22 protein-coding genes are annotated in these 22,762 nt (G+C 43.0%); 8 read left to right on the plus strand and 14 right to left on the minus strand.

The window, feature by feature from the left end; all coding sequences use genetic code 11:
* Positions 1-145: 145 nt before the first annotated feature.
* A complete protein-coding gene (locus L2729_RS19940) occupies positions 146-1,177 on the minus strand; it encodes a Leu/Phe/Val dehydrogenase (RefSeq protein WP_248989830.1) in 1,032 nt (343 codons plus the stop codon).
* Positions 1,178-1,445: 268 nt separating this feature from the next.
* On the opposite strand from L2729_RS19940, the gene L2729_RS19945 reads away from it, so the two are divergent.
* Positions 1,446-1,883, plus strand: coding sequence for a DUF4826 family protein (locus L2729_RS19945; RefSeq protein WP_248989831.1), 438 nt, complete (start codon positions 1,446-1,448; stop codon positions 1,881-1,883).
* Positions 1,884-2,159: 276 nt separating this feature from the next.
* On the opposite strand, the gene L2729_RS19950 is transcribed toward L2729_RS19945, so the two are convergent.
* The 6 genes from L2729_RS19950 to L2729_RS19975 form a co-directional block, all read right to left on the minus strand.
* Positions 2,160-3,287, minus strand: a complete 1,128-nt coding sequence (locus L2729_RS19950) for a cupin domain-containing protein (RefSeq protein WP_248989832.1) — start codon at positions 3,285-3,287, stop codon at positions 2,160-2,162.
* A 107-nt stretch (positions 3,288-3,394) separates the two neighbouring features.
* A complete protein-coding gene (gene purB / locus L2729_RS19955; RefSeq protein WP_248989833.1) occupies positions 3,395-4,765 on the minus strand; it encodes an adenylosuccinate lyase in 1,371 nt (456 codons plus the stop codon).
* Between the two features lie 29 nt (positions 4,766-4,794).
* Positions 4,795-5,412 (minus strand): high frequency lysogenization protein HflD, encoded by a 618-nt coding sequence (gene hflD / locus L2729_RS19960; protein WP_101089723.1) that lies wholly within the window; start codon positions 5,410-5,412, stop codon positions 4,795-4,797.
* Between the two features lie 3 nt (positions 5,413-5,415).
* Positions 5,416-6,531: a tRNA 2-thiouridine(34) synthase MnmA gene (gene mnmA / locus L2729_RS19965; protein ID WP_248989834.1), complete on the minus strand. Its 1,116-nt coding sequence runs from the start codon at positions 6,529-6,531 to the stop codon at positions 5,416-5,418.
* A gap of 143 nt (positions 6,532-6,674) precedes the next feature.
* Entirely contained in the window at positions 6,675-7,127 is a 453-nt protein-coding gene (locus L2729_RS19970; protein WP_248989835.1) for an NUDIX hydrolase, read from the minus strand.
* Positions 7,120-7,803 carry a pseudouridine synthase gene (locus L2729_RS19975; RefSeq protein ID WP_248989836.1) on the minus strand — a complete coding sequence of 228 codons (684 nt, stop codon included), beginning with the start codon at positions 7,801-7,803 and terminating at the stop codon, positions 7,120-7,122. The genes L2729_RS19970 and L2729_RS19975 overlap by 8 nt, the downstream gene beginning before the upstream one ends.
* Before the next feature lie 296 nt (positions 7,804-8,099).
* Here L2729_RS19975 and L2729_RS19980 point away from each other — a divergent pair, with 296 nt between their 5' ends.
* Positions 8,100-10,325, plus strand: a complete 2,226-nt coding sequence (locus tag L2729_RS19980) for an NADP-dependent isocitrate dehydrogenase (RefSeq protein ID WP_248989837.1) — start codon at positions 8,100-8,102, stop codon at positions 10,323-10,325.
* A 94-nt stretch (positions 10,326-10,419) separates the two neighbouring features.
* On the opposite strand, the gene cspD is transcribed toward L2729_RS19980, so the two are convergent.
* Positions 10,420-10,626, minus strand: a complete 207-nt coding sequence (gene cspD / locus L2729_RS19985; protein ID WP_101089728.1) for a cold shock domain-containing protein CspD — start codon at positions 10,624-10,626, stop codon at positions 10,420-10,422.
* Positions 10,627-11,132: 506 nt separating this feature from the next.
* Here cspD and clpS point away from each other — a divergent pair.
* Together clpS and clpA are read left to right on the plus strand one after the other, a co-directional pair.
* Complete coding sequence (gene clpS, locus L2729_RS19990; protein ID WP_248989838.1) at positions 11,133-11,450, plus strand: ATP-dependent Clp protease adapter ClpS; 318 nt, start codon at positions 11,133-11,135, stop codon at positions 11,448-11,450.
* Positions 11,451-11,486: 36 nt separating this feature from the next.
* Positions 11,487-13,745: an ATP-dependent Clp protease ATP-binding subunit ClpA gene (gene clpA / locus L2729_RS19995; protein ID WP_248989839.1), complete on the plus strand. Its 2,259-nt coding sequence runs from the start codon at positions 11,487-11,489 to the stop codon at positions 13,743-13,745.
* Between the two features lie 147 nt (positions 13,746-13,892).
* On the opposite strand, the gene infA is transcribed toward clpA, so the two are convergent.
* From infA to aat, 3 genes are all read right to left on the minus strand, one after another.
* A complete protein-coding gene (gene infA / locus L2729_RS20000; RefSeq protein WP_005500725.1) occupies positions 13,893-14,111 on the minus strand; it encodes a translation initiation factor IF-1 in 219 nt (72 codons plus the stop codon).
* Positions 14,112-14,223: 112 nt separating this feature from the next.
* Entirely contained in the window at positions 14,224-14,955 is a 732-nt protein-coding gene (locus L2729_RS20005; protein ID WP_248989840.1) for an arginyltransferase, read from the minus strand.
* Entirely contained in the window at positions 14,945-15,655 is a 711-nt protein-coding gene (aat, locus tag L2729_RS20010; protein ID WP_248989841.1) for a leucyl/phenylalanyl-tRNA--protein transferase, read from the minus strand. Before aat ends, L2729_RS20005 begins: the two co-directional genes overlap by 11 nt.
* Positions 15,656-15,708: 53 nt before the next feature.
* On the opposite strand from aat, the gene L2729_RS20015 reads away from it, so the two are divergent.
* Positions 15,709-16,185 carry an outer membrane lipoprotein gene (locus L2729_RS20015; protein WP_248989842.1) on the plus strand — a complete coding sequence of 159 codons (477 nt, stop codon included), beginning with the start codon at positions 15,709-15,711 and terminating at the stop codon, positions 16,183-16,185.
* Positions 16,186-16,310: 125 nt separating this feature from the next.
* Here L2729_RS20015 and L2729_RS20020 read toward each other — a convergent pair whose 3' ends face one another.
* Positions 16,311-16,961, minus strand: coding sequence for a glutathione S-transferase (locus L2729_RS20020; protein WP_248989843.1), 651 nt, complete (start codon positions 16,959-16,961; stop codon positions 16,311-16,313).
* Between the two features lie 270 nt (positions 16,962-17,231).
* On the opposite strand from L2729_RS20020, the gene trhO reads away from it, so the two are divergent.
* Positions 17,232-18,215, plus strand: a complete 984-nt coding sequence (gene trhO / locus L2729_RS20025) for an oxygen-dependent tRNA uridine(34) hydroxylase TrhO (protein ID WP_248989844.1) — start codon at positions 17,232-17,234, stop codon at positions 18,213-18,215.
* A 49-nt stretch (positions 18,216-18,264) separates the two neighbouring features.
* Here trhO and L2729_RS20030 read toward each other — a convergent pair whose 3' ends face one another.
* Positions 18,265-19,044 (minus strand): slipin family protein, encoded by a 780-nt coding sequence (locus L2729_RS20030; protein WP_428848269.1) that lies wholly within the window; start codon positions 19,042-19,044, stop codon positions 18,265-18,267.
* A gap of 22 nt (positions 19,045-19,066) precedes the next feature.
* Positions 19,067-20,461, minus strand: a complete 1,395-nt coding sequence (locus L2729_RS20035) for an NfeD family protein (RefSeq protein ID WP_428848268.1) — start codon at positions 20,459-20,461, stop codon at positions 19,067-19,069.
* Positions 20,462-20,759: 298 nt separating this feature from the next.
* Between L2729_RS20035 and yegD the strand changes: the two genes are divergently transcribed.
* Entirely contained in the window at positions 20,760-22,130 is a 1,371-nt protein-coding gene (gene yegD, locus L2729_RS20040; protein ID WP_248989846.1) for a molecular chaperone, read from the plus strand.
* A 48-nt stretch (positions 22,131-22,178) separates the two neighbouring features.
* Positions 22,179-22,667 (plus strand): CreA family protein, encoded by a 489-nt coding sequence (locus L2729_RS20045; RefSeq protein ID WP_248989847.1) that lies wholly within the window; start codon positions 22,179-22,181, stop codon positions 22,665-22,667.
* Positions 22,668-22,762: the final 95 nt, after the last annotated feature.

Below are 22,762 nucleotides of genomic sequence, written 5' to 3' on the forward strand. Positions count from 1 at the left end.
AGTGCTTGAGATACGTCCATAAAAAATCCGAATGTAAGGAATACATTCGGATTTTCGCATGCTGAGAAGATCGGTCAACCGATCAAATATTGACTAACTGATCGGCATTAAAGCAAGTGCTTGGTTTTTTTTAAGGTGCTAGGTTTTACTTAGCGGCATTAATGATTTTGCGCGCCATTTCATCAGCAACATCACCCGTTGTACGGTCTTGCTCGTCTGACTGTTTGAAAATAGTCAGTAGTGTGTTGTAGATCTCTTCTACTTTGGCTGTCGCTGCGGTTGCATCATAGTCTTTTTCAAAAGAGACATTGATAATACCGCCTGCATTAATAACGTAATCCGGAGCATAAAGGATATTTTGCTCCTTTAACAACTCGCCATGACGAACTTCAGCGAGCTGGTTATTGGCACAACCAGCAACAATAGTCGCTTTTAACATCGGAATAGTAATGTCGTTGATTGTTGCTCCGAGTGCACAAGGGGCATAGACATCCACATCTTGATGATAGATATCTTGAGGTGCTACAACGGTGGCACCAAACTCAGTTGCCACTTTGTCTAACGACTCTTGATTGATATCGGTAACGATGAGTTCTGCGCCTGCTTCGTGAAGGTGGCGACACAGGTAGTAACCAACATGTCCGACGCCTTGAACAGAGATCTTAAGTCCCTTAAGGCTGTCTATGCCACGCTGATGCTTTACAGCAGCTTTAATACCCAAGAAAGTACCAAGCGCAGTATATGGCGAAGGATCGCCACTCTTACCTTCTAAACCCGCCATATAAGGGGTTTCTTGATGTGCAATCATAATATCGGTTGTTGATACACCAACATCTTCAGCAGAATAGTACTTTCCACCTAGGGTATCGATACAACGACCGAAAGCTCTAAAGAGGGCTTCACGATCTTTGATTTTTGGATCGGCAATAATAACTGACTTACCACCGCCCATGGTTAGGCCAGCTAATGCATTTTTATAGGTCATTCCACGAGAAAGACGCAGTACGTCAGTTATCGCTTCATCGTCAGATTCATAGTTCCACATTCTACAGCCACCAACAGCAGGGCCTAAGTTTGTGTTATGAATTGCAATAATGGCTTTGAGGCCGCTTTCTTTATCCTGACAAAAAACTACTTGTTCATGGTCGTCAAAAGAGATGTGATTGAATACTGCCACTTGTTGATCTCCGCTATGAGCATCAATAATGCCGCTACTGCTAGATTACAGTGCGATCTGTTTGTTATATTTATTGCAGAACGATAGCATTTAGCGATACTCTCAACAAAGTAAAGATTAGGATTATTTGTGATCTGTGTGGCAATCCTGCTTTCCACCTTACGTTAACGTAAGGTTTTAAGTGTTATTGATGCTAGTTAAGTTTGTAAATTATTAGAGAGCTGCTGTTTTTAGGGACTCAAAAGAAAAATAAGAAAGGAAGGAAGAGATGGCTGAACAAGAAGTCGATCAAGCTCAAGATCAAGAAGCATTAAGACAAGAGTGGATCAGAACTCAATTTCAAAAAGCAAACAAGTTTCTCGCTGAAAAAGGGATTTTGCCAAATAAGGTTCATGCTGATGAAAGCCGCTATTTAGCGCCATTTGTTGCTATTTGGAAAATGGATTCTAAAAAACCCTCTAAGCAGACATTTTGGGTGATGTCCGGTGACCTGCCTTCTGACTACGTTGATGTTAACGTTGCTGCTACTGCTAGAGATGCGGTTCGTCATTTTTCTATGATGTGGCAAATGAAAGCAGAGAATATTCAGCGCTCAAGTTTGGTCAACGATCCAGCGCAAGCTAAGTTTGCAAACTTACTTATCTCACGAGCTGAAGGACTGTATAAAATGCAGGCCGATGATAAGATCTGGGGTCCTGCTGCTTAATCTATTTTCATTAAGTTAGTGATGTAAGCGCCTGAATAAATTATATTATTCAGGCGTTTTATTTTGTGTGATTTTTCTAATTCAATATTCTTACCAAGCAAATAGCATAAGAGCCCATTTTTGTATAACCAAGACTGCAGTTCACTACCCAATCATGTCAGTTTTCGATAACTGCATTATTGTGTCTTCAAATCGTGTTGTTTAATTTTGGAGTGGTCAGATAAAAAGACCGCGTTGAAGCGGCCTGTTTAAAATAAGAATATTTGTTTTTTGTTATTAGCCTAAGTAAAAGTAGCCACGATTAAGCAGTGTCAAAATCAAATCTTGAGTCGCGCTGTTTTGTATCAGCTGTTGAGTTTTCTCAGTATCAAAACTGAAGCTGTTAGCCAAAACCGTCACCTCGGCTGTGATGTCTGTTGAATGCACAAAGGCTTCACCGTTAACAAATACTCGAGATATCGTGTCATTTTCTAGCTGTAACAATTTTAAGCCACCAATACGGTATAACTGCGCGCCTTGTTCAATATCGTCCATCAGCATATCGGCAGTGTAAGGGTCCTCTGGCTCACATAAATCCAATTCAAATCGGTTCTGACTCAGCATGTTACCCAACATCATTTGATAACTTTCTGGCGAACTGGCCAGCTCGCTTATCAGTGCCATCATATCTTGCTGGTGGCTGATGCTCACTTGGCTAGCAATCGTCGGCTCAGATGTTGATGTAAAGCGCTTTAGGCCGGTATTGGTATCAATGAGTGCGTCAGCTAACGAACTGAATAGCTCTTGTTGGCTTGGGGCTCTATAGCCTATTGAATAGCTCATCGCCGTGGTTAAGGTTTGGCCTTGGTGCGGATAACCTGGAGGAATGTAAAGCATGTCGCCTTTTTCCAGAACCACATCAATGATAGGCGTGAACCCTTCAATTAATGGCGTGGTTGGGTCATTATTTTTCGGCGCATATTGGCCTTTTTCACCCACAGTCCAATGGCGTTGACCTTCACCCTGGATAATAAACACATCGTAGTTATCAATATGTGCACCCACGCCGCCGCCAGGCGTTGCAAAAGAGGCCATTAAATCATCGAAGCGCCAGTCAGGAATAAAGCGGAAGGCATCAATAAAGTGAGCAGAATCAGGATGCCAATGATTTAACGCCTGTACCAGCAATTGCCAATGGCTGCTGCCAAACTTATCATAATCTTCAAAAGGTCCTTGGCAGATCTGCCAATCGTTGTCTTTGGTCACCACAACGCGAGAAGAGACTTCTTCCTCACAGGCTAAGCCTGCAAGTTCATCTGGGCTGATGATCTCTTCAAAGTTAGGAAAAGCATTTTTGATAAGTAACGGCTTTTTTTGCCAATAGTCGGTAAGAAAAGCGTTGGTGTCTAAGTTAAGACTGTACATGTTTTGGCAGCACTCATAAAAAGGATAAAAATAAAGGCGATAAGCCTAAGCTTACCGCCTTATTTGAACCATTAGTAGTCAGTTAAGCTACCAAGGGTGTTGTTCGTTTACTTAAGCTCATCAACAAAAGTTTCAGCACGGCCAATGTAATTGGCGGGTGTCATCTTCTTAAGTTCAATTTTCACTTCATCAGGTAGCTCAAGACCATCGATAAAGACAGCAAGTTGCTGACCGTCGATGCGCTTACCACGAGTGAGTTCTTTTAGCTTTTCATATGGCTTTTCGATGCCATAACGACGCATTACTGTTTGTACTGGTTCTGCAAGTACTTCCCAGTTGCCATCAAGTTCTTTGCGAAGTTGCTCTTCGTTAACTTGTAGCTTGCTGATCCCTTTCAATGTCGATTGATAAGCGATAAGCGAGTGGGCGATACCCACGCCTAAGTTACGTAAAACAGTAGAGTCAGTTAAGTCACGTTGCCAGCGAGATATCGGAAGCTTAGCGGATAAGTGCTGCATTAACGCGTTTGCAATCCCTAAGTTACCTTCAGAGTTCTCGAAATCAATCGGGTTAACTTTATGCGGCATGGTTGAAGAACCAATTTCACCGGCAATGGTACGCTGCTTAAAGTGACCTAAGGCGATGTAACCCCAAATATCACGATCGAAATCGATAAGAATGGTGTTGAATCTTGCTAACGCGTCAAATAGCTCAGCAATGTAATCGTGTGGCTCAATTTGAGTCGTGTACGGGTTCCAGTTGATGCCAAGACTCGTCACGAAACGTTGTGAAAGGGCATGCCAATCAACTTCTGGGTAAGCAGAGATGTGCGCATTATAGTTACCTACAGCACCATTGAGCTTGCCCATGATTTCAACGTTTGCAACTTGTTTAAGCTGACGCTCAAGACGCACAACAACGTTAGCCATCTCTTTACCTAAGGTAGAAGGCGAAGCTGGTTGACCGTGTGTACGCGACATCAAGGGTACCGTCTTGTGCTCTCTTGCTAATGCTTTAATCGCATCAATAATTTTCTGGCAATCAGGCATAACCACTTGATCACGCGCTTCCGTTAGCATCAATGCGTGAGAAAGGTTATTGATATCTTCAGACGTACAAGCAAAATGAACAAACTCGTCAATAGCAACAAGTTCAGCATTATCCGCGATACGTTCTTTAATGAAGTATTCAACCGCTTTAACATCGTGGTTAGTGGTGGCTTCAATATCTTTTACGCGCTGGGCATCTGCTTCGCTAAAGTTATCTTTAATCTGATCAAGTAAAGCAAGTGCTGCTTCACTAAAAGGGGGAACTTCTTTAATCTCTGGGCTGCTAGATAGCAGTTTTAGCCAGTTAATTTCGACTTGAACACGATATTTGGTCAGGCCGAACTCGCTGAAAATCCCTCTTAATGAGGCGGTTTTACTACCATAACGACCGTCTACGGGAGAGATAGCCGTTAGTGCGGAAAGTTCCATTAGAAGCTCCTTGATGAACTTGTCTTAAATTATAGGGTGAGGCTTTTCATAGCTGTATCGACTATTGTTTTTCTTGCGAAGACAAGATGCCTACGCTTGCCTCCTAATTGTCGCCATAACACTGCGCTGCGCATGGCAGACAGTAGCAGGGCGCGAATTTTTTGCTGAGTTTGGGTGCGTTTGAGAAACTCAGGATTACCTGAAATCTGCAGTTTTGGACCGAGTTCGCTAACAATATCACTGTAAATACCGGCGAAATTAGCAATAACTTGTTCATCGGTAATGTCGAAGTGTCCAAGTTGACGGTGTATTTGACTTATCCGCTCAGACAACATTCCCATGGCATTGGCAGAGCGCGTTAGTTTGCGCTCCAATGCCAGAATACCCACCAGGTAGCGGGTAACTTCAACATCTTTTTGCTTACTGTCACCCAGCTGGGCAACAATCATTTCATAGCCTTTCTTTAACGCTTCTTGGTCAGCGTAAACATCGGCTGTCGATTCAGGGTTCGTCACTAACACTGAATTTAAACTTGCCGCTAGCGCTTCTTTATCGGAGTCGCCATTTCTTGCGATGTATTGTACTTGGGCTACGGCTTGCAATATGCCAGCAAAAGCCATGGTGCGTTCAAACAGCTGGTCGCTCATGGATTAATCTCTTATTAGTACGTCGATTATTCCGCCGCCAAGGCAGATCTCACCATCATAAAACACAGCTGATTGGCCTGGTGTAACTGCGGCGACTGGCTCATTAAAGATAACGCGAATTTGATCTGCACTGTCATAAGTCACAGTACAGGGTACATCCTGTTGGCGATAACGGGTTTTTAGAGTGATTTTGGCGCCATTTTCTGGCCCTTTTCTATCAACCCAGTGCAGTTGATTAGCGATTAAGCCATTAGACATCAAGCGGGGATGGTTACCACCTTGGCCGACAACTAATACATTACGCACTAGATCTTTTTCAACAACATACCAAGGGTCATCATTACTGTTTTTAAGGCCACCAATGCCTAAACCTTTGCGTTGGCCTAAGGTGTGATACATCAAGCCTTGGTGGGTACCAATGACTTCGCCTTCGCTGGTTTCAATATCACCAGGTTGCGCCGGTAAAAAAGTGGCTAAAAAATCAGTAAACTTGCGTTCACCAATAAAGCAGATGCCGGTGCTGTCTTTTTTATCGTGGGTGATGAGTCCCATCTCTTTGGCTATCTCACGGACTTCGCTTTTGTCTAACTCACCCACAGGGAATAGTGAACGTGCAACTTGCTCGTGGCTGAGAGTATATAAGAAGTAACTTTGATCTTTATTGCCATCAACACCGCGGAGCATTTGAGGGATACCATCAATGTCACGGCGGCGCACATAATGACCCATTGCAATGTAGTCTGCATCGAGTATTTCATCTGCAAACTCAAGAAAAGCTTTAAACTTAATCTCTTTATTACACATGATGTCTGGATTTGGCGTACGACCCGCTTTGTATTCTGCAAGGAAATACTCAAACACGTTGTCCCAGTATTCTGAGGCAAAGTTGACGGTATGTAATTTAATACCTAGCTTGTCGCAGACAGCTTGTGCATCTTTTAGATCATCAGCCGCCGCACAATATTCATCCGTGTCATCTTCTTCCCAGTTCTTCATGAACAGGCCTTCGACTTGATAGCCTTGCTTCATTAGCAAGTAAGCAGAAACAGAGGAGTCAACACCACCGGACATACCGACGATGACTTTTTTACCTAGATGAGTGGGTTCGATTGATGTCATAAATCCTAAAAACCTTTGTGTTTAACGAGTGTCGCAGCCATATATTAGCTAAATATATGGGTAAAAAATCTAATTACAAGGGAGCCTAACATCAGCCGCTTTCTGCGGGGGCATATTCTACCATGCATTGGGAGACTGAGCTATCAAAGCAATTGATCATTTAGTATTTCGAGGGGATAGCGCTTATTGTTTTGATAATCTTCAATGCATTTAAGCACTAGCGGGCTTCGTAGCTTAGATTTAAGCGCGACTATCTCAGTAAATGTAAGCCATTTAGTGCTCTGTATGACAGGATCTAAAGGCGTAGAAATCAAGCATTTTTTAAGCGTTAAATAAAAGGTATAACGCACAAATGCAAGTTGCTCGGATGCGGTATATTGATATATTGCCACGAGTCCCTCGGGCTGGATATCGAGCCCTGTTTCCTCTTGAACTTCGCGAATACACGCAGCGACAATCGATTCGTTTGCCTCAAGGTGGCCGGCTGGCTGATTATACTTAATTTCACCATCAATCAGCTCTTCAACCAATAAGTAACGATCGTTAGAGGCAATGACACAGGCTACCGTTGTGTTAGGTTTATACCGTTCAGACACTTTTAGACCTCATATCCAATTGGCGGTATTGGCCATTGGGTAGATCATCTAGACTCCATTGGCCTATTTTATAGCGGATTAATCTTAAGGTAGGAAAACCGATATTAGCGGTCATTCTTCTCACCTGACGATTTCTGCCCTCACAAATTTCAATGGTTAACCATGTCGTTGGAATGTTGGCACGCTCGCGTATCGCGGGCATGCGCGGCCATATTGTTGGATTTTCCATGATATTAATTTTTGCGGGTAAGGTTAGACCGTCTTTAAGTTCAACCCCTTGACGGAGTTTATCGAGATCGACTTCGGTGGGGGCGCCTTCGACTTGAACCCAATATGTTTTAAAGGTTTTCTTTTTAGGTTCAGTAATTTGAGCTTGTAACTTACCATCATTGGTCAGTAATAAAAGGCCTTCACTGTCTCGGTCTAATCTGCCCGCGGCATAAACATCTTGAATAGGAATAAAGTCTTTTAACGTTTTACGGCCCTGTTCATCAGTAAATTGACAAAGTACATCAAATGGTTTGTTGAACAACACGATGATAGGGTCTTGCACCTCTTTAGGTTTAGAGGTTGGTCGTGATTGGCGGTAGGGCTTATTCGCCGACGTTGCAGAGAAGCCATTGGGTTTGGTGAATTTATTATGTTGTGTTTTTTTCTTTGAAAATGGCTGAGTCACGCGAATTAACTTTTAAAAAGGGGCTAATTATTACATTGTACTGCTCATTGGCCATTAGTGGAATTTGAATCTTGCTCGGAATGTTTTATGATGTCGGCCATAAAAGTGTGATCCGCAACTAAAATCGCGTGTTTATGCGATCTCAATTGAGAACGTAGCGGCAAACAATATAAAAAGTTATCGCACAGCGTGAGTGACGATAAGTATCGAAAGTGACTGAATTTTTTACCTTTTAATCATAAAGATAGACATAACTATTATAAAAATCTTAAATTTAAAATAATGTAGGACAAAAAATGAACGATAAATCATCAACGATCATCTATACCGAAACTGACGAAGCTCCAGCACTCGCCACTCTTTCTTTGTTACCTATTATTCAGAAGTTCACTCAAAGTGCAGGTGTTAACGTCGAGACTCGTGATATTTCACTGTCTGGCCGCATCATCTCTGTTTTCCCTGAAAACTTAACCGCTGATCAAAAAATCAGTGATGCGCTTGCTGAACTTGGCGAACTGGCTAAATCACCAGCAGCTAACATCATAAAGCTACCAAATGTCAGCGCATCTGTGCCGCAGCTTAAAGCCTGTATTTTAGAATTGCAGAATAAAGGCTATGACATACCTAGCTATCCTGATGAGCCCGCTAGCGATATTGAAAAAGATATCCAAGCGCGTTACGACAGAATTAAAGGCAGCGCGGTAAACCCTGTATTGCGTGAAGGAAATTCAGATCGCCGTGCACCCGGTTCGGTAAAGAAGTTTGCTCAAAAAAATCCACATTCAATGGGTAAATGGTCTACAGACTCCAAGTCTCACGTTGCTCATATGAGTGAAGGTGATTTTTATGGTAGTGAAAAGTCGGTCACTGTTACAGCAGCAGGTAGTGTTTCAATTGTATTGATCAAAACCGATGGCTCTGAACAAGTATTGCGCAGTGCTATCGCACTGAAAGCCGATGAAGTGATTGACTCTGCAGTCATGAGCAAAGCCGCTTTAGTGAGTTTTTACGAGCGTGAATCAGAAAAAGCTAAACAGCAGGATGTTTTATTATCGCTGCATTTAAAAGCGACCATGATGAAAGTATCGGATCCGATTCTTTTTGGTCATGCGGTTAAAGTTTACTACAAAGATGTATTTGCTAAGCACGGCAAGTTATTTGAAGAACTTGGCGTTGATGTTAACAATGGTGTGGGTGATGTTTACGCCAAAATTGCCACTTTACCCGCAGATCAAAGAGCGGCTATTGAGGCTGATATCGCCGCGGTTTACGCATGCAGTGCTGAACTGGCGATGGTTGACTCTGACAAAGGCATTACTAACTTACACGTACCAAGTGACGTTATTATTGATGCCTCTATGCCTGCTGCGATCCGTACTTCAGGTAAGATGTGGGGTCCAGATGGTCAGCTAAAAGACATGAAAGCAATGATCCCCGATCGTTGTTACGCGGGCGTTTATCAAGAAACGATTGATTTCTGCATCAACCATGGCGCATTTAACCCTAGCACTATGGGGAGCGTGCCAAACGTTGGCCTTATGGCCCAAAAAGCAGAAGAATACGGTAGCCACGACAAAACATTTGAAATTGCAGCGGCGGGTAGCGTTAATGTCGTTGACCAAAGTGGCGTAGTGCTAATGTCACACAAGGTTGAAGCCGGTGATATTTTCAGAATGTGCCAAGTTAAAGATGCGCCAATTCGTGATTGGGTAAAGCTTGCGGTTAATCGTTCACGCTTGTCAGCGACTCCTGCAATATTTTGGTTAGATGCTGATCGAGCGCATGATGCTGAAATAATTAAAAAGGTTGAGCTGTATCTAAAAGATCATGATACCAATGGTCTTGAACTGCACATTATGTCTCCTGTCGACGCGACACGCTATACGCTTGAACGTGTAAAAGCGGGTAAAGATACTATCTCTGTAACGGGTAATGTTCTGCGTGATTACCTCACTGATTTGTTCCCCATTTTAGAACTGGGTACCAGCGCTAAAATGCTTTCAATCGTGCCACTTATGAACGGTGGTGGCTTGTTTGAAACGGGTGCGGGTGGTAGTGCGCCTAAGCATGTTCAACAAGTTGAGAAAGAAGGTCATCTTCGTTGGGATTCATTAGGTGAGTTTTTAGCATTAGGTGCATCATTAGAGCATCTAAGCCAGACAACGAACAACGCAAAAGCACAAGTCTTAGCTGATACGCTAGACTTGGCCATAGGTCAGTTCCTTGATACCAATAAGTCACCGTCACGTCGTGTAGGTGAACTTGATAATCGTGGTAGCCATTTCTACCTAGCGATGTATTGGGCACAAGCGTTAACGGCGCAAACACAAGATAGCGAGCTACAAGCGCAGTTTTCGCAGTTTGCTGAAGACTTGGCTCGTAATGAAGAAACGATTGTTACTGAGTTAAATAGCGTGCAAGGCCCAGCTGTAGATTTAGGCGGTTACTATCGTTTAGATGCTGTTAAAGCTGCTAACGCTATGCGCCCAAGTGCGACGCTAAACGCACTTGTTAACGGCTAAAATATTCAGGCCTGTGTTGCACAGGGCTTTTTTAATAAGCAATAAAAAGCAGAGTAGATCACTACTCTGCTTTTTTATTTCAAACGCATCTAATTTAGTTAGCTGTTGATATTGCTGACGCGTGCATACCTTTTGGTCCTGCTTCCACTTCGAAACTGACGGGTTGGCCTGCTTTTAGAGTTCGATAGCCTTCCATTTCGATGGTAGAATAGTGCGCAAAAACGTCTTCACCGCCAGCATCAGGGCAAATAAACCCGAATCCTTTGGCGTTGTTGAACCATTTAACAGTTCCGCTTGCCATACTTCCACTTCCTTCTGTTGTTCACTTCCCAGTAAGATAGTCAAACATATCAGCGAGGAAAATCCCCGCGTACTGAACAGAATGAAAGCAGAAAAGTTGGTTGTCAAGATAATATTAACAAGTGGGTAACATTTTAACAAACAAAGTAGCACATACTATTTGGTATGATACCAATTGCATTAAAAGTTTGACCATTCAGCGGGAATTCAAAGCCCTGTAGGCGAGATGGGGGATTGAAGCTAATAGTTATTCTATATCTAAAGCCCACAACGAAGCTTAAAGGGCTTTGAAACCCGCACTAAGTGAGCGCCTCAGATTTTCCACTTCTGCTTTGCAGTGCTTTAAAAGGGAATAACCTTTTTTTCACCAATGCGCCTTGAATTGAAAAGTCTGAGGCTCTCTGAATTGGTCAAATACTTAATGCAATTGGTATGATTTGTGGTATTAAATAGATTGAGTTCGATAATCAATTGGAACAAGCCAAGACTAGAGGCTAGTATTGAAACATGAGTAGAACAGAAAACGTTGAACACTTAGAACACGTAGAAGAGAGCGTTGAATCAGAGCTAAAACAGCCTTCTATGTATAAAGTTATATTGAATAACGATGATTACACTCCAATGGACTTCGTTATTGAGATTTTACAGCTATTTTTTAGAAAGGATGAAGCACAAGCCACTGAAATAATGCTTGCCATTCATCATCAGGGAAAGGGGATTTGTGGTGTTTTCCCTTTTGGTATTGCAGAAACTAAGGTTGCTCAGGTAAATCAGTTTGCAAGACAAAACGAACATCCGTTATTGTGTTCTTTAGAGGAGGCCTAATTTGGTTGAATCTGTTGTTAATTTTTGGGGGTGCTTATGCTAAATAAAGATCTTGAAGTCACCTTAAATCTGGCTTTTCAGCAAGCCAGAGATGCACGTCATGAATATATGACAGTTGAGCATCTATTGTTGGCGTTAATCGATAATCCGGCCGCACAAGAGGCGTTAGTTGCTTGCGGAGCAAACCTCGATAAACTCCGAGACGAAGTCTCGAGTTTTATTCAACAAACCACGCCTATCATTTCCGATCCTGAAGAAGAGAAAGAAACTCAGCCCACGCTCGGTTTTCAGCGCGTTTTACAACGAGCGGTTTTCCATGTCCAGTCATCTGGGCGTAACGAAGTGACTGGCGCAAATGTGTTAGTGGCTATCTTTAGCGAACAAGAATCTCAAGCTGTTTATCTATTGCGCTCAGGCGATGTGACTCGTCTTGATGTGGTCAATTTCATTTCACACGGTTCGTCAAAAAATGATGTTGATACCGATGCCGAACCCAATCGCATTGAAGATCAAACTGAGACGGAAGAAGAGCGCAGCATCTTGTCGCAATTTACCTCTAACTTGAATGAGTTAGCTAAAAAAGGTGAAATCGACCCATTGATTGGTCGCAGCGAAGAGATTGAGCGTTCAATTCAGACCTTGTGTCGCCGCCGTAAGAATAACCCACTGTTAGTGGGGGAAGCCGGTGTCGGTAAAACGGCAATTGCAGAAGGACTAGCGTACCGCATCGTCAAAGATGAAGTGCCTGAAGTCATGAGCAAGGCAACTGTTTACTCGCTTGATTTAGGCGCACTGCTTGCGGGGACTAAGTACCGTGGTGATTTTGAGAAACGCTTTAAAGGTTTGCTCAAAGAGCTTTCAAATGATAAGCATGCGATTTTATTTATCGACGAAATCCATACTATTATCGGTGCAGGCTCCGCATCTGGCGGTGTGATGGATGCATCCAACTTACTTAAACCGCTGCTTTCAAGTGGTAATTTAAGATGTATGGGCTCCACAACGTTCCAAGAGTATCAAAGTATTTTTGAGAAGGACCGTGCATTGGCACGTCGCTTCCAAAAAGTGGATATCAATGAGCCCTCTGTTGCTGAGACGACCAAAATCCTTCAAGGACTGAAGTCGAAATATGAAGAATATCATAATGTGCGCTACACGCAGGCGGCGTTGAGTGTTGCTGCAAAACTGTCTGATAAGCACATTAACGATAGACATTTACCCGACAAAGCGATTGATGTGATCGATGAAGCGGGCGCTCGAATGGCGATGTTGCCTGCGAATAAGCGTAAAAAGACCATCGGTCAAAGTGAAATCGAAACCATTATCGCCAAAATGGCTCGTATACCTGAGAAGTCGGTATCGAGCTCTGATAAGGATATGCTCAAGAACCTTGAACGTAACCTTAAGATGGTAGTGTTTGGGCAAGACATCGCGATTGAGGGCCTTAGTGCGGCTATACGTCTATCTCGTAGTGGACTAGGCGGTGAGAATAAACCTGTCGGTAGCTTCTTGTTTGCCGGTCCTACCGGTGTCGGTAAAACTGAGGTGACGAGCCAGTTGGCGAAATGCCTCGGGCTTAGCCTTGTTAGATTTGATATGTCTGAATATATGGAAAGCCATACGGTATCACGCCTTATTGGTGCTCCTCCTGGATATGTCGGTTATGACCAAGGTGGCTTGTTAACCGATGCAGTGATTAAGAACCCACACTGTGTGGTATTGCTCGATGAGATAGAAAAAGCCCATCCCGACGTCTATAACCTGCTGCTGCAAGTGATGGATCACGGTACGTTGACGGATAATAACGGCCGCAAAGCCGATTTTAGACATGTCACTGTCGTGATGACCACAAATGCTGGTGTACAGGAAACGGTTCGTAAATCGATAGGGTTTAAGCAGCAAGATCATACTCAAGATGCGTTATCGGAAATCAACAAGGTGTTCTCACCTGAATTCCGTAACCGTTTGGATTCAATTATCTGGTTTAATCACCTCGATATGACCGTTATTGCTAAGGTAGTTGATAAGTTCTTAGTCGAGTTACAAGCTCAGCTAGACGACAAATCAGTGATGCTCCATGTCAGTGATGAAGCGAGAACCCTATTAGCGGAGAAAGGTTACGACAAGTCTATGGGAGCAAGGCCAATGGCGCGCGTAGTGACGGATTTAATCAAACGTCCACTTGCAGATGCGATTCTATTTGGTGACCTTGAAAAAGGCGGTGTTGCGCATGTTGATGTGAAAGGCGATGAGATTGTGATTAAAGTTGAGTCACAGCAAAAAGCCATGCATTAAATGCCGTTGAGTGGAGTCATCATTTGGCTCCATTCTTTGTTGACGGATAGCGATGCTTATCATCGCTATCAAACATCACCGAATTGCAGATAATAAAAAGCCGGCGTAAGCCGGCTTTTTTTAGATACGTTATAGGCTAATAATAACTTAGCGTGAACGGAAGACGATGCGTCCTTTGCTCAAATCGTAAGGGGTCAGCTGAACCGTTACCTTGTCACCCGTAAGAATACGGATATAGTTTTTACGCATTTTTCCTGAAATGTGTGCCGTTACGACATGACCATTTTCAAGTTCTACACGAAACATTGTATTTGGCAAGGTTTCAAGGATTGTGCCTTGCATTTCAATGTTGTCTTCTTTCGCCATTAATCAGTTATCCTGTTAGCCTTCAAATATTAAAAACGGGCATATCATGCCGTAAATTCACGTCACTGTAAAGGAAAGGTTGAGTGAACCACAGCTGTAGAGCCGTTATTGCTTAAATGTTTATGTTTTTGATCTTAATCTCTGTAACCCAACCAGAATGCGTGAGAATTTGGTGGGGACGGTAGTCTCGTTTGTAATTCATCTTTCTAGAATCATCAATTTGATAGCCTAAATATAAAAACTGTTTCTGCATCATTTTGGCTATCTTGGTTTGCAGTAATATTAACAGACTTCCTAAAGATCGTTTATGCTCATTTGGATCAAAATAGCTATAAATGGCAGATAAACTGTTCGGCAGCACATCCGTGACAGCAACACCAATAAGTTTGTCAGCGATAGAGAGCTCTATAAACACCGGTTGAGTCCAACTTGCGGTGGCGAAGCTATCGTATTGCTCTGGTGTGGCAGGGTACATAGGACCGTCTAAATGGCGTGTATTAACATAACGCTCATATAAGGCATATTGCTCATCTGTTTTATGGTCGACAATTTTCCAGCTTAAATCTTGATTATTCTTTAAGGTGCGCTTTTGTCTTTTTGATAATTTGAATTCATCGATTTCAAGTCTAATGGGTAAACATGCACTGCAGTGAGGGCATTGTGGTTTATAGATCATACTGCTGCTGCGACGAAAACCTAACGCCAGTAGCTGCTCAAACAATCCCGCATCAATGATATCCTCTTGTAATACCAAGAGCTGCTCTTGTTGCTCCTCTAGGTAGCTACAAGGAAAGGTTTTGGTTTTTCCAACCGTGACAGGTCTAGATTTAGAGTTAGAGTTCAATCGGTACCTCTGCAGTTAACCAGCTGTTTGGGTTAACGTTGCCGTCTCTTAGGTGCTTAAGGAGCGCGAGAAAATCTTTTCGCGTTATTGATTTTGCGCCCAAGCTGTCCAAGTGTGGGTTAACCACTTGTGCATCAATTAGTTTAAAGCCACACCGTATTAGGTGTTGCTGTAATAAGATCATAGCAGCTTTAGAGGCATTAGTACGAAGGTGGAACATCGATTCGCCGCAAAAAACTTGCCCAATAGCCAGACCATAAAGGCCTCCAATGAGGGTGCCATCTTCCCACACCTCAATTGAGTGAGCATGGCCTTGATGATGCAACTTAAGATAAGCCTGCTGAATATCATTTGAAATCCAGGTTTCGTCTTGTTTGGCTCTAGGGGCTGCGCAAGCTTGAATGACAGCGGTGAACTGTTTGTTAATGCTATAGGTCCACTGTTGTTTTTTTAAATATTTCAATAAGCTACGGCTTATTTTTAAATTCCCTGGTACAAAAACCGCGCGCGGATCGGGAGACCACCACAAAATGGGATCATCTTGATTAAACCAAGGAAAAATCCCATTGTAGTAAGCATTTAGCAGCCTTTCAGGTTGCAGATCTCCACCAACCGCGAGTAGCCCATTAGGGTCGCTTAGCGCTTGCTCTGCTGGTGGAAAATCTTGTTGATCTTGATTTAAATAGGACAGTGAGTTCACAATTGAGTAAAATTAGGCAATGTACATACCTTTAAGTTAGCGGAAAAATGCATATGTTGAAACCTTATCTTATTGTTTTTACGGTTATCAGTTTATTATTTAGTATACCCCAACTAAGCGCTGCGCCTTATGATCGTAATCAGGCTGTTGCAGTTGAAAAAGTTGAATTTGGTCAAGTGGTTTCGGTAAGGAATATTACCGAGAAACAGCTGGTTGAAGATCGCAATACTGGTTGGAAGACATTTGGGGGGGCGCTAATTGGTGGTGTTGTAGGGCATCAATTCGGTGGTGGTTCAGGCCAAGATGTCGCGACAGTTTTGGGCGCACTTTTAGGTGCTGGCATCGGTAATCGTTATGGTGATAGTTCATACTATCAAGAGCTTAAGTTAGTTGAAATGATGATTACCTTAGACACTGGTGAACAAGTTATGGTGATCCAAGACTTAGACCAAGGGATGATATTTAACGTCAATGATGACGTTAGAGTGGTTTATCTTAAAGGCTACGTCAGAGTCGACCAACAGATGTGAACAACTCAAATTAACCCGCAGAGTGCATGGTGTCGCGCAAGCTCTCTGCTTGTGGGTTGGTTTAAACAGGCAAACAGCTGTCACGGCAATTATTGAACCGCAAGTCTTCCTATTCCCTTATGCTGTTACTGACCAAAAACAAACGCTTTTTCACTTTCGAGCCAAGTCGGAAACTTCTGCATTACGGTTATAAATTCATCACTTTGAAGATGGTTCGCTAACCATAGTTGAACATTTTTATACGCTGATTGCTCGAACCAAGCTTTGTCGACATGAGCAAATTGCCTAATAAAAGGGTAGATGGCGTAGTCTGCAATACAGGGTGTCGCCCGTAAAAGCTGAGGGTGTTTGCTTAACAGGTTTTCCAGCTGGGCGATAAACACTTCACCTTGCTCACGATAATACTGCTCACTGTATTCGGGGTGGCGGTCGGCATATTTGTATTTATCTAGCCACGATTTAAAAACCTGATCATTATAATCAATCAGTGCTTTAGCCGCTTCTTGCTTGTTGCTCGTTGCTGTTAGCAGTAGATCGTTGGGATCATTTTGCGCCAGTGCCCAACACATGATCTCAAAGCTCTCTTCAATCACTTCGCCATTTTGTAAAATTAATACTGGAACGGTGCCTTTAGGAGACGCCAAAAGCATCGCCTCTGGTTTATATTTTAATACAATTTCACGCAAGCTAACAGGGGATTTTGCGAGATATAGACCGAGTCTAGCCCGAATAGCGTAAGGGCAGCGTCGAAATGAATACAATGTGGGTAAGGTCATAATATTATTATTTGAATAAAAACTAGGGTGCTATTTTTAACTGACTTACGTGAAATAACAATCAATATTCGGTTTTAAGCGGATGCTTAGCGTAAAAAAATAAGACGACTAATCAAGACAAACGCGATTAACCTTACTTTTTGTACCTGTTTGTTCTGATGTGATTCAGGTAGACTTCGCGCTTAATTTTGCGTAGTGGCTCACATTTTGCCACTGCAGTACTAAATGCACTGAAGATTAAGCTTCAGCGAGCAGTAATAAGAGGTTTGTATGTCAAAAGTTGTTGTCTGTGCCATGTATAAGTTTGTGTCACTTCCTGAGTTTGAAAGCATCCAAAAGCCATTACTCAGTGTGATGGAAGAGTCGGGTGTTAAAGGCACATTGTTACTGGCAAACGAAGGTATCAACGGCACGGTTGCTGGCTCTCAAGCTGCAATTGATGCTCTGCTCGCATGGTTATCGACACAACCCGGGTTAGACAACATCGTGCATAAACTGTCTTTTGATGACGATATGCCTTTTTATCGCACTAAAGTTAAGCTAAAAAAAGAGATCGTGACCATGGGTGTCGAAGGTATTGACCCTAACAAAGTGGTGGGTACTTATGTTAAGCCTAAAGATTGGAACGCCCTGATTTCTGATCCTGAAGTGCTTTTGGTCGACACCCGTAATGACTACGAAGTCCAAATTGGTACCTTTAAAAATGCGCTCGACCCACAAACAACCACGTTTAGAGAATTCCCTGAATACGTTAAACAAAACCTTGACCCTGCTAAGCATAAAAAAGTAGCCATGTTTTGTACTGGTGGTATTCGCTGCGAAAAATCGACTGCTTACTTAAAAGAGCAGGGTTTTGATGATGTTTACCATCTTGAAGGTGGTATTTTGAAATACCTTGAAGAGGTTAAGCAGGAAGAAAGCTTGTGGGAAGGTGAGTGCTTTGTGTTTGATAATCGCGTCGCTGTTAACCATGATCTAGAAAAAGGTCAGTATGATCAATGTAATGCTTGCCGTATGCCTATCACCGTAGAAGAGCAAGCGTCAGCACAGTTTGAGCAAGGTGTTAGCTGCCCTCATTGCATCGACACCGTGACCGATAAGCAACGTGAACGTTTTTTAGAACGCGAGCGTCAGGTGCAATTATCAAAACAGCGTGGTGAAGCACATATCGGTAGCGATGTGAGCCAGGTAATTGAGTCTCGTAGAGCTAAGAAAGAGCAGCTTAAAAAAGCTCAAAATGAAAAAAATCTATAACGAGCACTCCAGTTAAACGAAAGGCAGCCTAGGCTGCCTTTTTTAGTTTTTACTCGCCATTATTATTCGAGGGTTCGGTTTTTCTTTTTGCTAGACCAGCTGACTTCTCATCAGTATTCATTACACCATTGAGCAGGTCCATCGGCAATGGGAATAAAATTGTCGAATTTTTCTCACTGGCTATTTCAGTTAAGGTTTGTAAATATCTCAATAAAATGGCATTCGGTTCAGTGGCAAGTGTGGTCGCGGCTTCGACGAGTTTGCTCGATGCCTCCATTTCCCCCGAAGCATGGATGACCTTAGCACGACGCGTTCTTTCCGCTTCCGCTTGGCGAGCGATGGCTCTCACCATGGTCTCATTAAGATCAACATGTTTTATCTCGACGTTGGATACTTTTATACCCCAATCATCAGTTCTACCGTCAAGGATCACTTGTATATCGGCATTGAGCATCTCGCGATTGGCTAACATTTCATCAAGTTCATGCTGCCCTAATACCGAGCGTAAAGTGGTCTGTGCCAGTTGTGAGGTTGCTTGTAAGAAGTCTTCGACATTGATAATGGCTTTTTGAGAATCAATCACCCGAAAGTACAGCACTGCATTGACCCTTACTGATACATTATCTCTGCTGATTACATCTTGGCTAGGCACATCCATAACAACGGTTCTTAGATCGACTCTTACCATCTGTTGAATAAATGGAATGACGATGATAAGTCCTGGTCCCTTTACGAGTTGGAAGCGTCCTAATAGAAAAACGACACCCCGTTCATATTCTCTCAAAATCCTGAATGTACTAATAAGCAACGAGATAATGACAAAGATCATTACCGCACCGAATACTGCGCCGTTATTGATTGCGTACTCCATTAGAGGCCTCCTTAGCTTCAACGAGCGATACGAGTAGCGACAGGCCGTTAATTTCTATAACCGTTACGGCCTGACCTTTACTGAGTTTTATGGGACTGATTGCATTCCAACGTTCACCATTCAAATTGACAAAACCTTGGCCTTCAAAATCATAAATTACCGTTGCGTTTGCGCCGATAATCGCTTCCGGCCCCGTCACCACAGGGTTCTTTCTAGCCCGCCAAATAAAGCCTAGGGCGAATAAAAAAAACAATATACTCAATACGGAAACACTGGCGATAAGAACACGCGATACTTGAAATTGGGGTTGTGCGGTATCAAAGAGAAATATCGATCCAACCACAAATGCGGTAATACCACCTAGGCCAAATATCCCAAAGCTAGGCAGCATCGATTCTGTTATCAGTAACACAATACCAAGAAGCAAGAGTGCTAACCCCGCATAGCTCAAGGGCAACATTTGGAATGCATAAAGAGCAATAATGAGTGAAATGGCACCGGTCACGCCCGCTAGCCCAACGCCAGGACTGTAAAACTCTAACAGTAAACCGTAGACGCCGATGATCATTAAAATATAGGCAATGTTGGGATTAGTGATTGTGGCTATAAACTGATTTTGCCAACTTGGCTGTTTATCCACTAAAACGGCACCTTTTAGCTTTAGGGTGATTTGTTTTTCGCCAAAAGTGATGATGGTTCCATCAAGACGGGTAATGAGTTGTGTTGGTGACTCGGCAATCAAATCGATGACATTGATTTTCAAAGCCTCACTCGCCGTTAACGTTGCAGCCTCTTTCACCGCAAGCTCTGCCCATTTTTCGTTTCGTCCTCTTAGTTGAGCTAACGAACGTATGTAGGCAATAGCATCATTAAGCACTTTTTTCTCCATTGCAGAAGCAGTGGTATTACTCGGTTTATCTTCTTCACTTTTATCCGCTGGAGCGCGTTTTTCGGGGCTCGGAGCACTGGGGCCTATTTGAACTGGCGTAGCCGCGCCTATCGTTGTTGCCTTTGCCATAGCAGCGACATGGCATGCATATAGAATATAAGTGCCAGCACTAGCGGCTCTGGCACCTTTAGGGTAAACCAAACATGCAACAGGAATATTGGAGGCCAAAATAGTTTGATTGATATCGCGAAGGCTAGAGACCAATCCGCCAGGGGTGTCCAAAGTAATAATAATGAGTGGTGAAGTGTTTTGACTGTTTGCGACGTTAATTTCAGCGGTAAGGTGTTCGCTTACTGCTGGCCCTATTGGACCTTTGATGCTAATTACGGGGATTTCTGAGGCAAGACTATTTTTTTCCGCACTTTGCACGCCCATGCAAAGCAATGAGATAAAGGTTACGGATAAGGCTAGCTTCCAGCCATACATAATAAGACCTTAGTTGTTTATCTAGTCGAGTCCCAGTGTCGGCATATGATTTAAGTTTAGTCGATTTTTACTCAATTGACTGAAATAGACTCCCATTTGAATTTAAAAATGCTGATGGATATCCGTAAACAAAATGGGGTGAACTTGCTGCTCAGTTTTTCTTTACATTTCTCAAGTTATTGTCACAAGTGAATAGAAATCGTCGTTACTGATATTTTTTAAAAATAACGCTTTTTGCATCTTATTAACTGTGCTATTTTTCACGGCTTTTTTATGGGTAATAGGTAGGTATAGGCGAATGTTTGTAGGATTTGATTACGGTAGTGCCAATTGTGCGATTGGTATTATGGATAACGGGCAGGTGGACTTGGTGCCTTTGTCTGGTGAATCGAAATATCTCACGTCTACTCTATACGCAATGGACAGAGAGTTGATTGCGGATGCCGTGTTAAGACAATTACCTGAGCCTCAGAAGGCCGAATACACCCGACTTCGCTCTGCACAGTTAAGCCGAGCAGCGCATGCTCGCCGTGAACTGGATCTGTTACCTAATGAGCAAGCGGTGTTTGTCGGCGATGCAGCGGTAGAAGCCTATTTTGAGATGCCTGATGAAGGGTTTTATGTTCGCTCTCCAAAGTCATTTTTGGGTGCAACAGGCTTAAGAGATAATCAAATTGCGCTTTTTGAAGATATTGTCACATTAATGATGATGCATATTAAAGGCGCAGCAGAAAAAAGCATGGTCGCCACTGGCAGTAAGATCACCCATGCGGTTATTGGCCGACCAGTGAATTTTCAAGGCGTTGGCGGCGAGCAAAGCAACCAGCAAGCTGAGGCGATTTTATCGCTTGCGGCAAAACGCGCCGGATTTATTGATGTTGATTTTCTGTTTGAACCCCTGGCAGCGGGTATGGACTATGAAGCTTCTTTAGATGAAGACATGACAGTGCTGGTCGTGGATGTTGGTGGTGGTACGACTGACTGCTCGATGGTGAAGATGGGGCCGAGTCATATCGATAAGCGCGACCGTAGCGTCGATTTCTTAGGCCATAGCGGCCAACGAGTCGGCGGTAACGATCTTGATATCGCCCTGTCTATGGCTGCATTTATGCCACATCTTGGTTTGGGAAGTTTGATGGTCAATAAGCTACCAGTGCCAAGTAAACCTTTCTGGAATGCGGTTGCAGTTAATGACATTAGTGCGCAGCGTGATTTCGCCACCATAAAATCAAAAAAACTCATCGAAGATCTGGTTAGCGAAGCACGCCAACCTGAGTTGATAAACCGTTTACTCAAAGTGCAGAAAGAGCAGTTAGGCTATAAATTAGTACGCAGTGCAGAGCAAAGTAAGATAGCCTTATCTAGCGAGAACAGTATTGATACTCAACTCGAATATATAGATGCTGGCTTACATGCCAAAGTGACTGAAGCTGATTTTGAAAAAGCGATAACCATACCATTAAACAAAGTTGAATCATTAATGCGTGAGGCATTGAACACATCAGGCGTTAAGCCCGATAGAATCTATGTCACCGGTGGTACCGCCCGAAGTCCGGCTATTTACCGACGTATTTCAGGCTTATTCCCGGACATCCCCATTGTTGTTGGTGATCACTTTGGTAGTGTTACTGCCGGATTAACACGTTGGGCGCAAAGAGTTTTTGCATAACGGTTTGTTTGTATTTCTCAGGCTCTACACAATGTTAAAGGAAATAAAATGAGTAAGTTAACACTAATTAAAGCCAGTATGCTTGGCGCTGTTGCCGCGGTGACGTTGGCAGGCTGTGGCGATGACGTTGGCAAAGTCAGTCTTGGCTTATTTACCACTAAAGATATCATCATAGATGCACGCCCCGATCCTAAAATCGAGGGTGTTACCTGCCATATTAGTCGTATTGAAGCAAACCTCAGCTTGGCCGACCCCTCCGACATGAGTATCTCATGTCGTCAGACGGGTGTTATTTCGGCTGCTGATATTGCGAGTATCGATAAGAGTAAAAATGGTGAAGTGGTGTTTAAAGCGTCATTAAGTATTCTGTTTAAAACGCTAAAAGTACGCCGTATTTATGATGCTGAGAATCAGACGTTACTTTATCTGTCTTACTCGACAAAAGAGACCAATGGTAGTCACAAGCATGCGTTATCGACGGTGCCGTTATATGGCACTCAAGCGTGGGTTGAGCCTTCAACAGTTTCGAAGCACTAATATCGACGCACTAATATTACGATTTAATCTTGTAATGGATAAATGTTGGAATATTGGCAACTGCTGTAGATGATAATTAAAGCCGCCATCGAGAC

It is taken from the genome of Shewanella gelidimarina (assembly GCF_023283945.1).
Taxonomy (GTDB): domain Bacteria; phylum Pseudomonadota; class Gammaproteobacteria; order Enterobacterales; family Shewanellaceae; genus Shewanella; species Shewanella gelidimarina.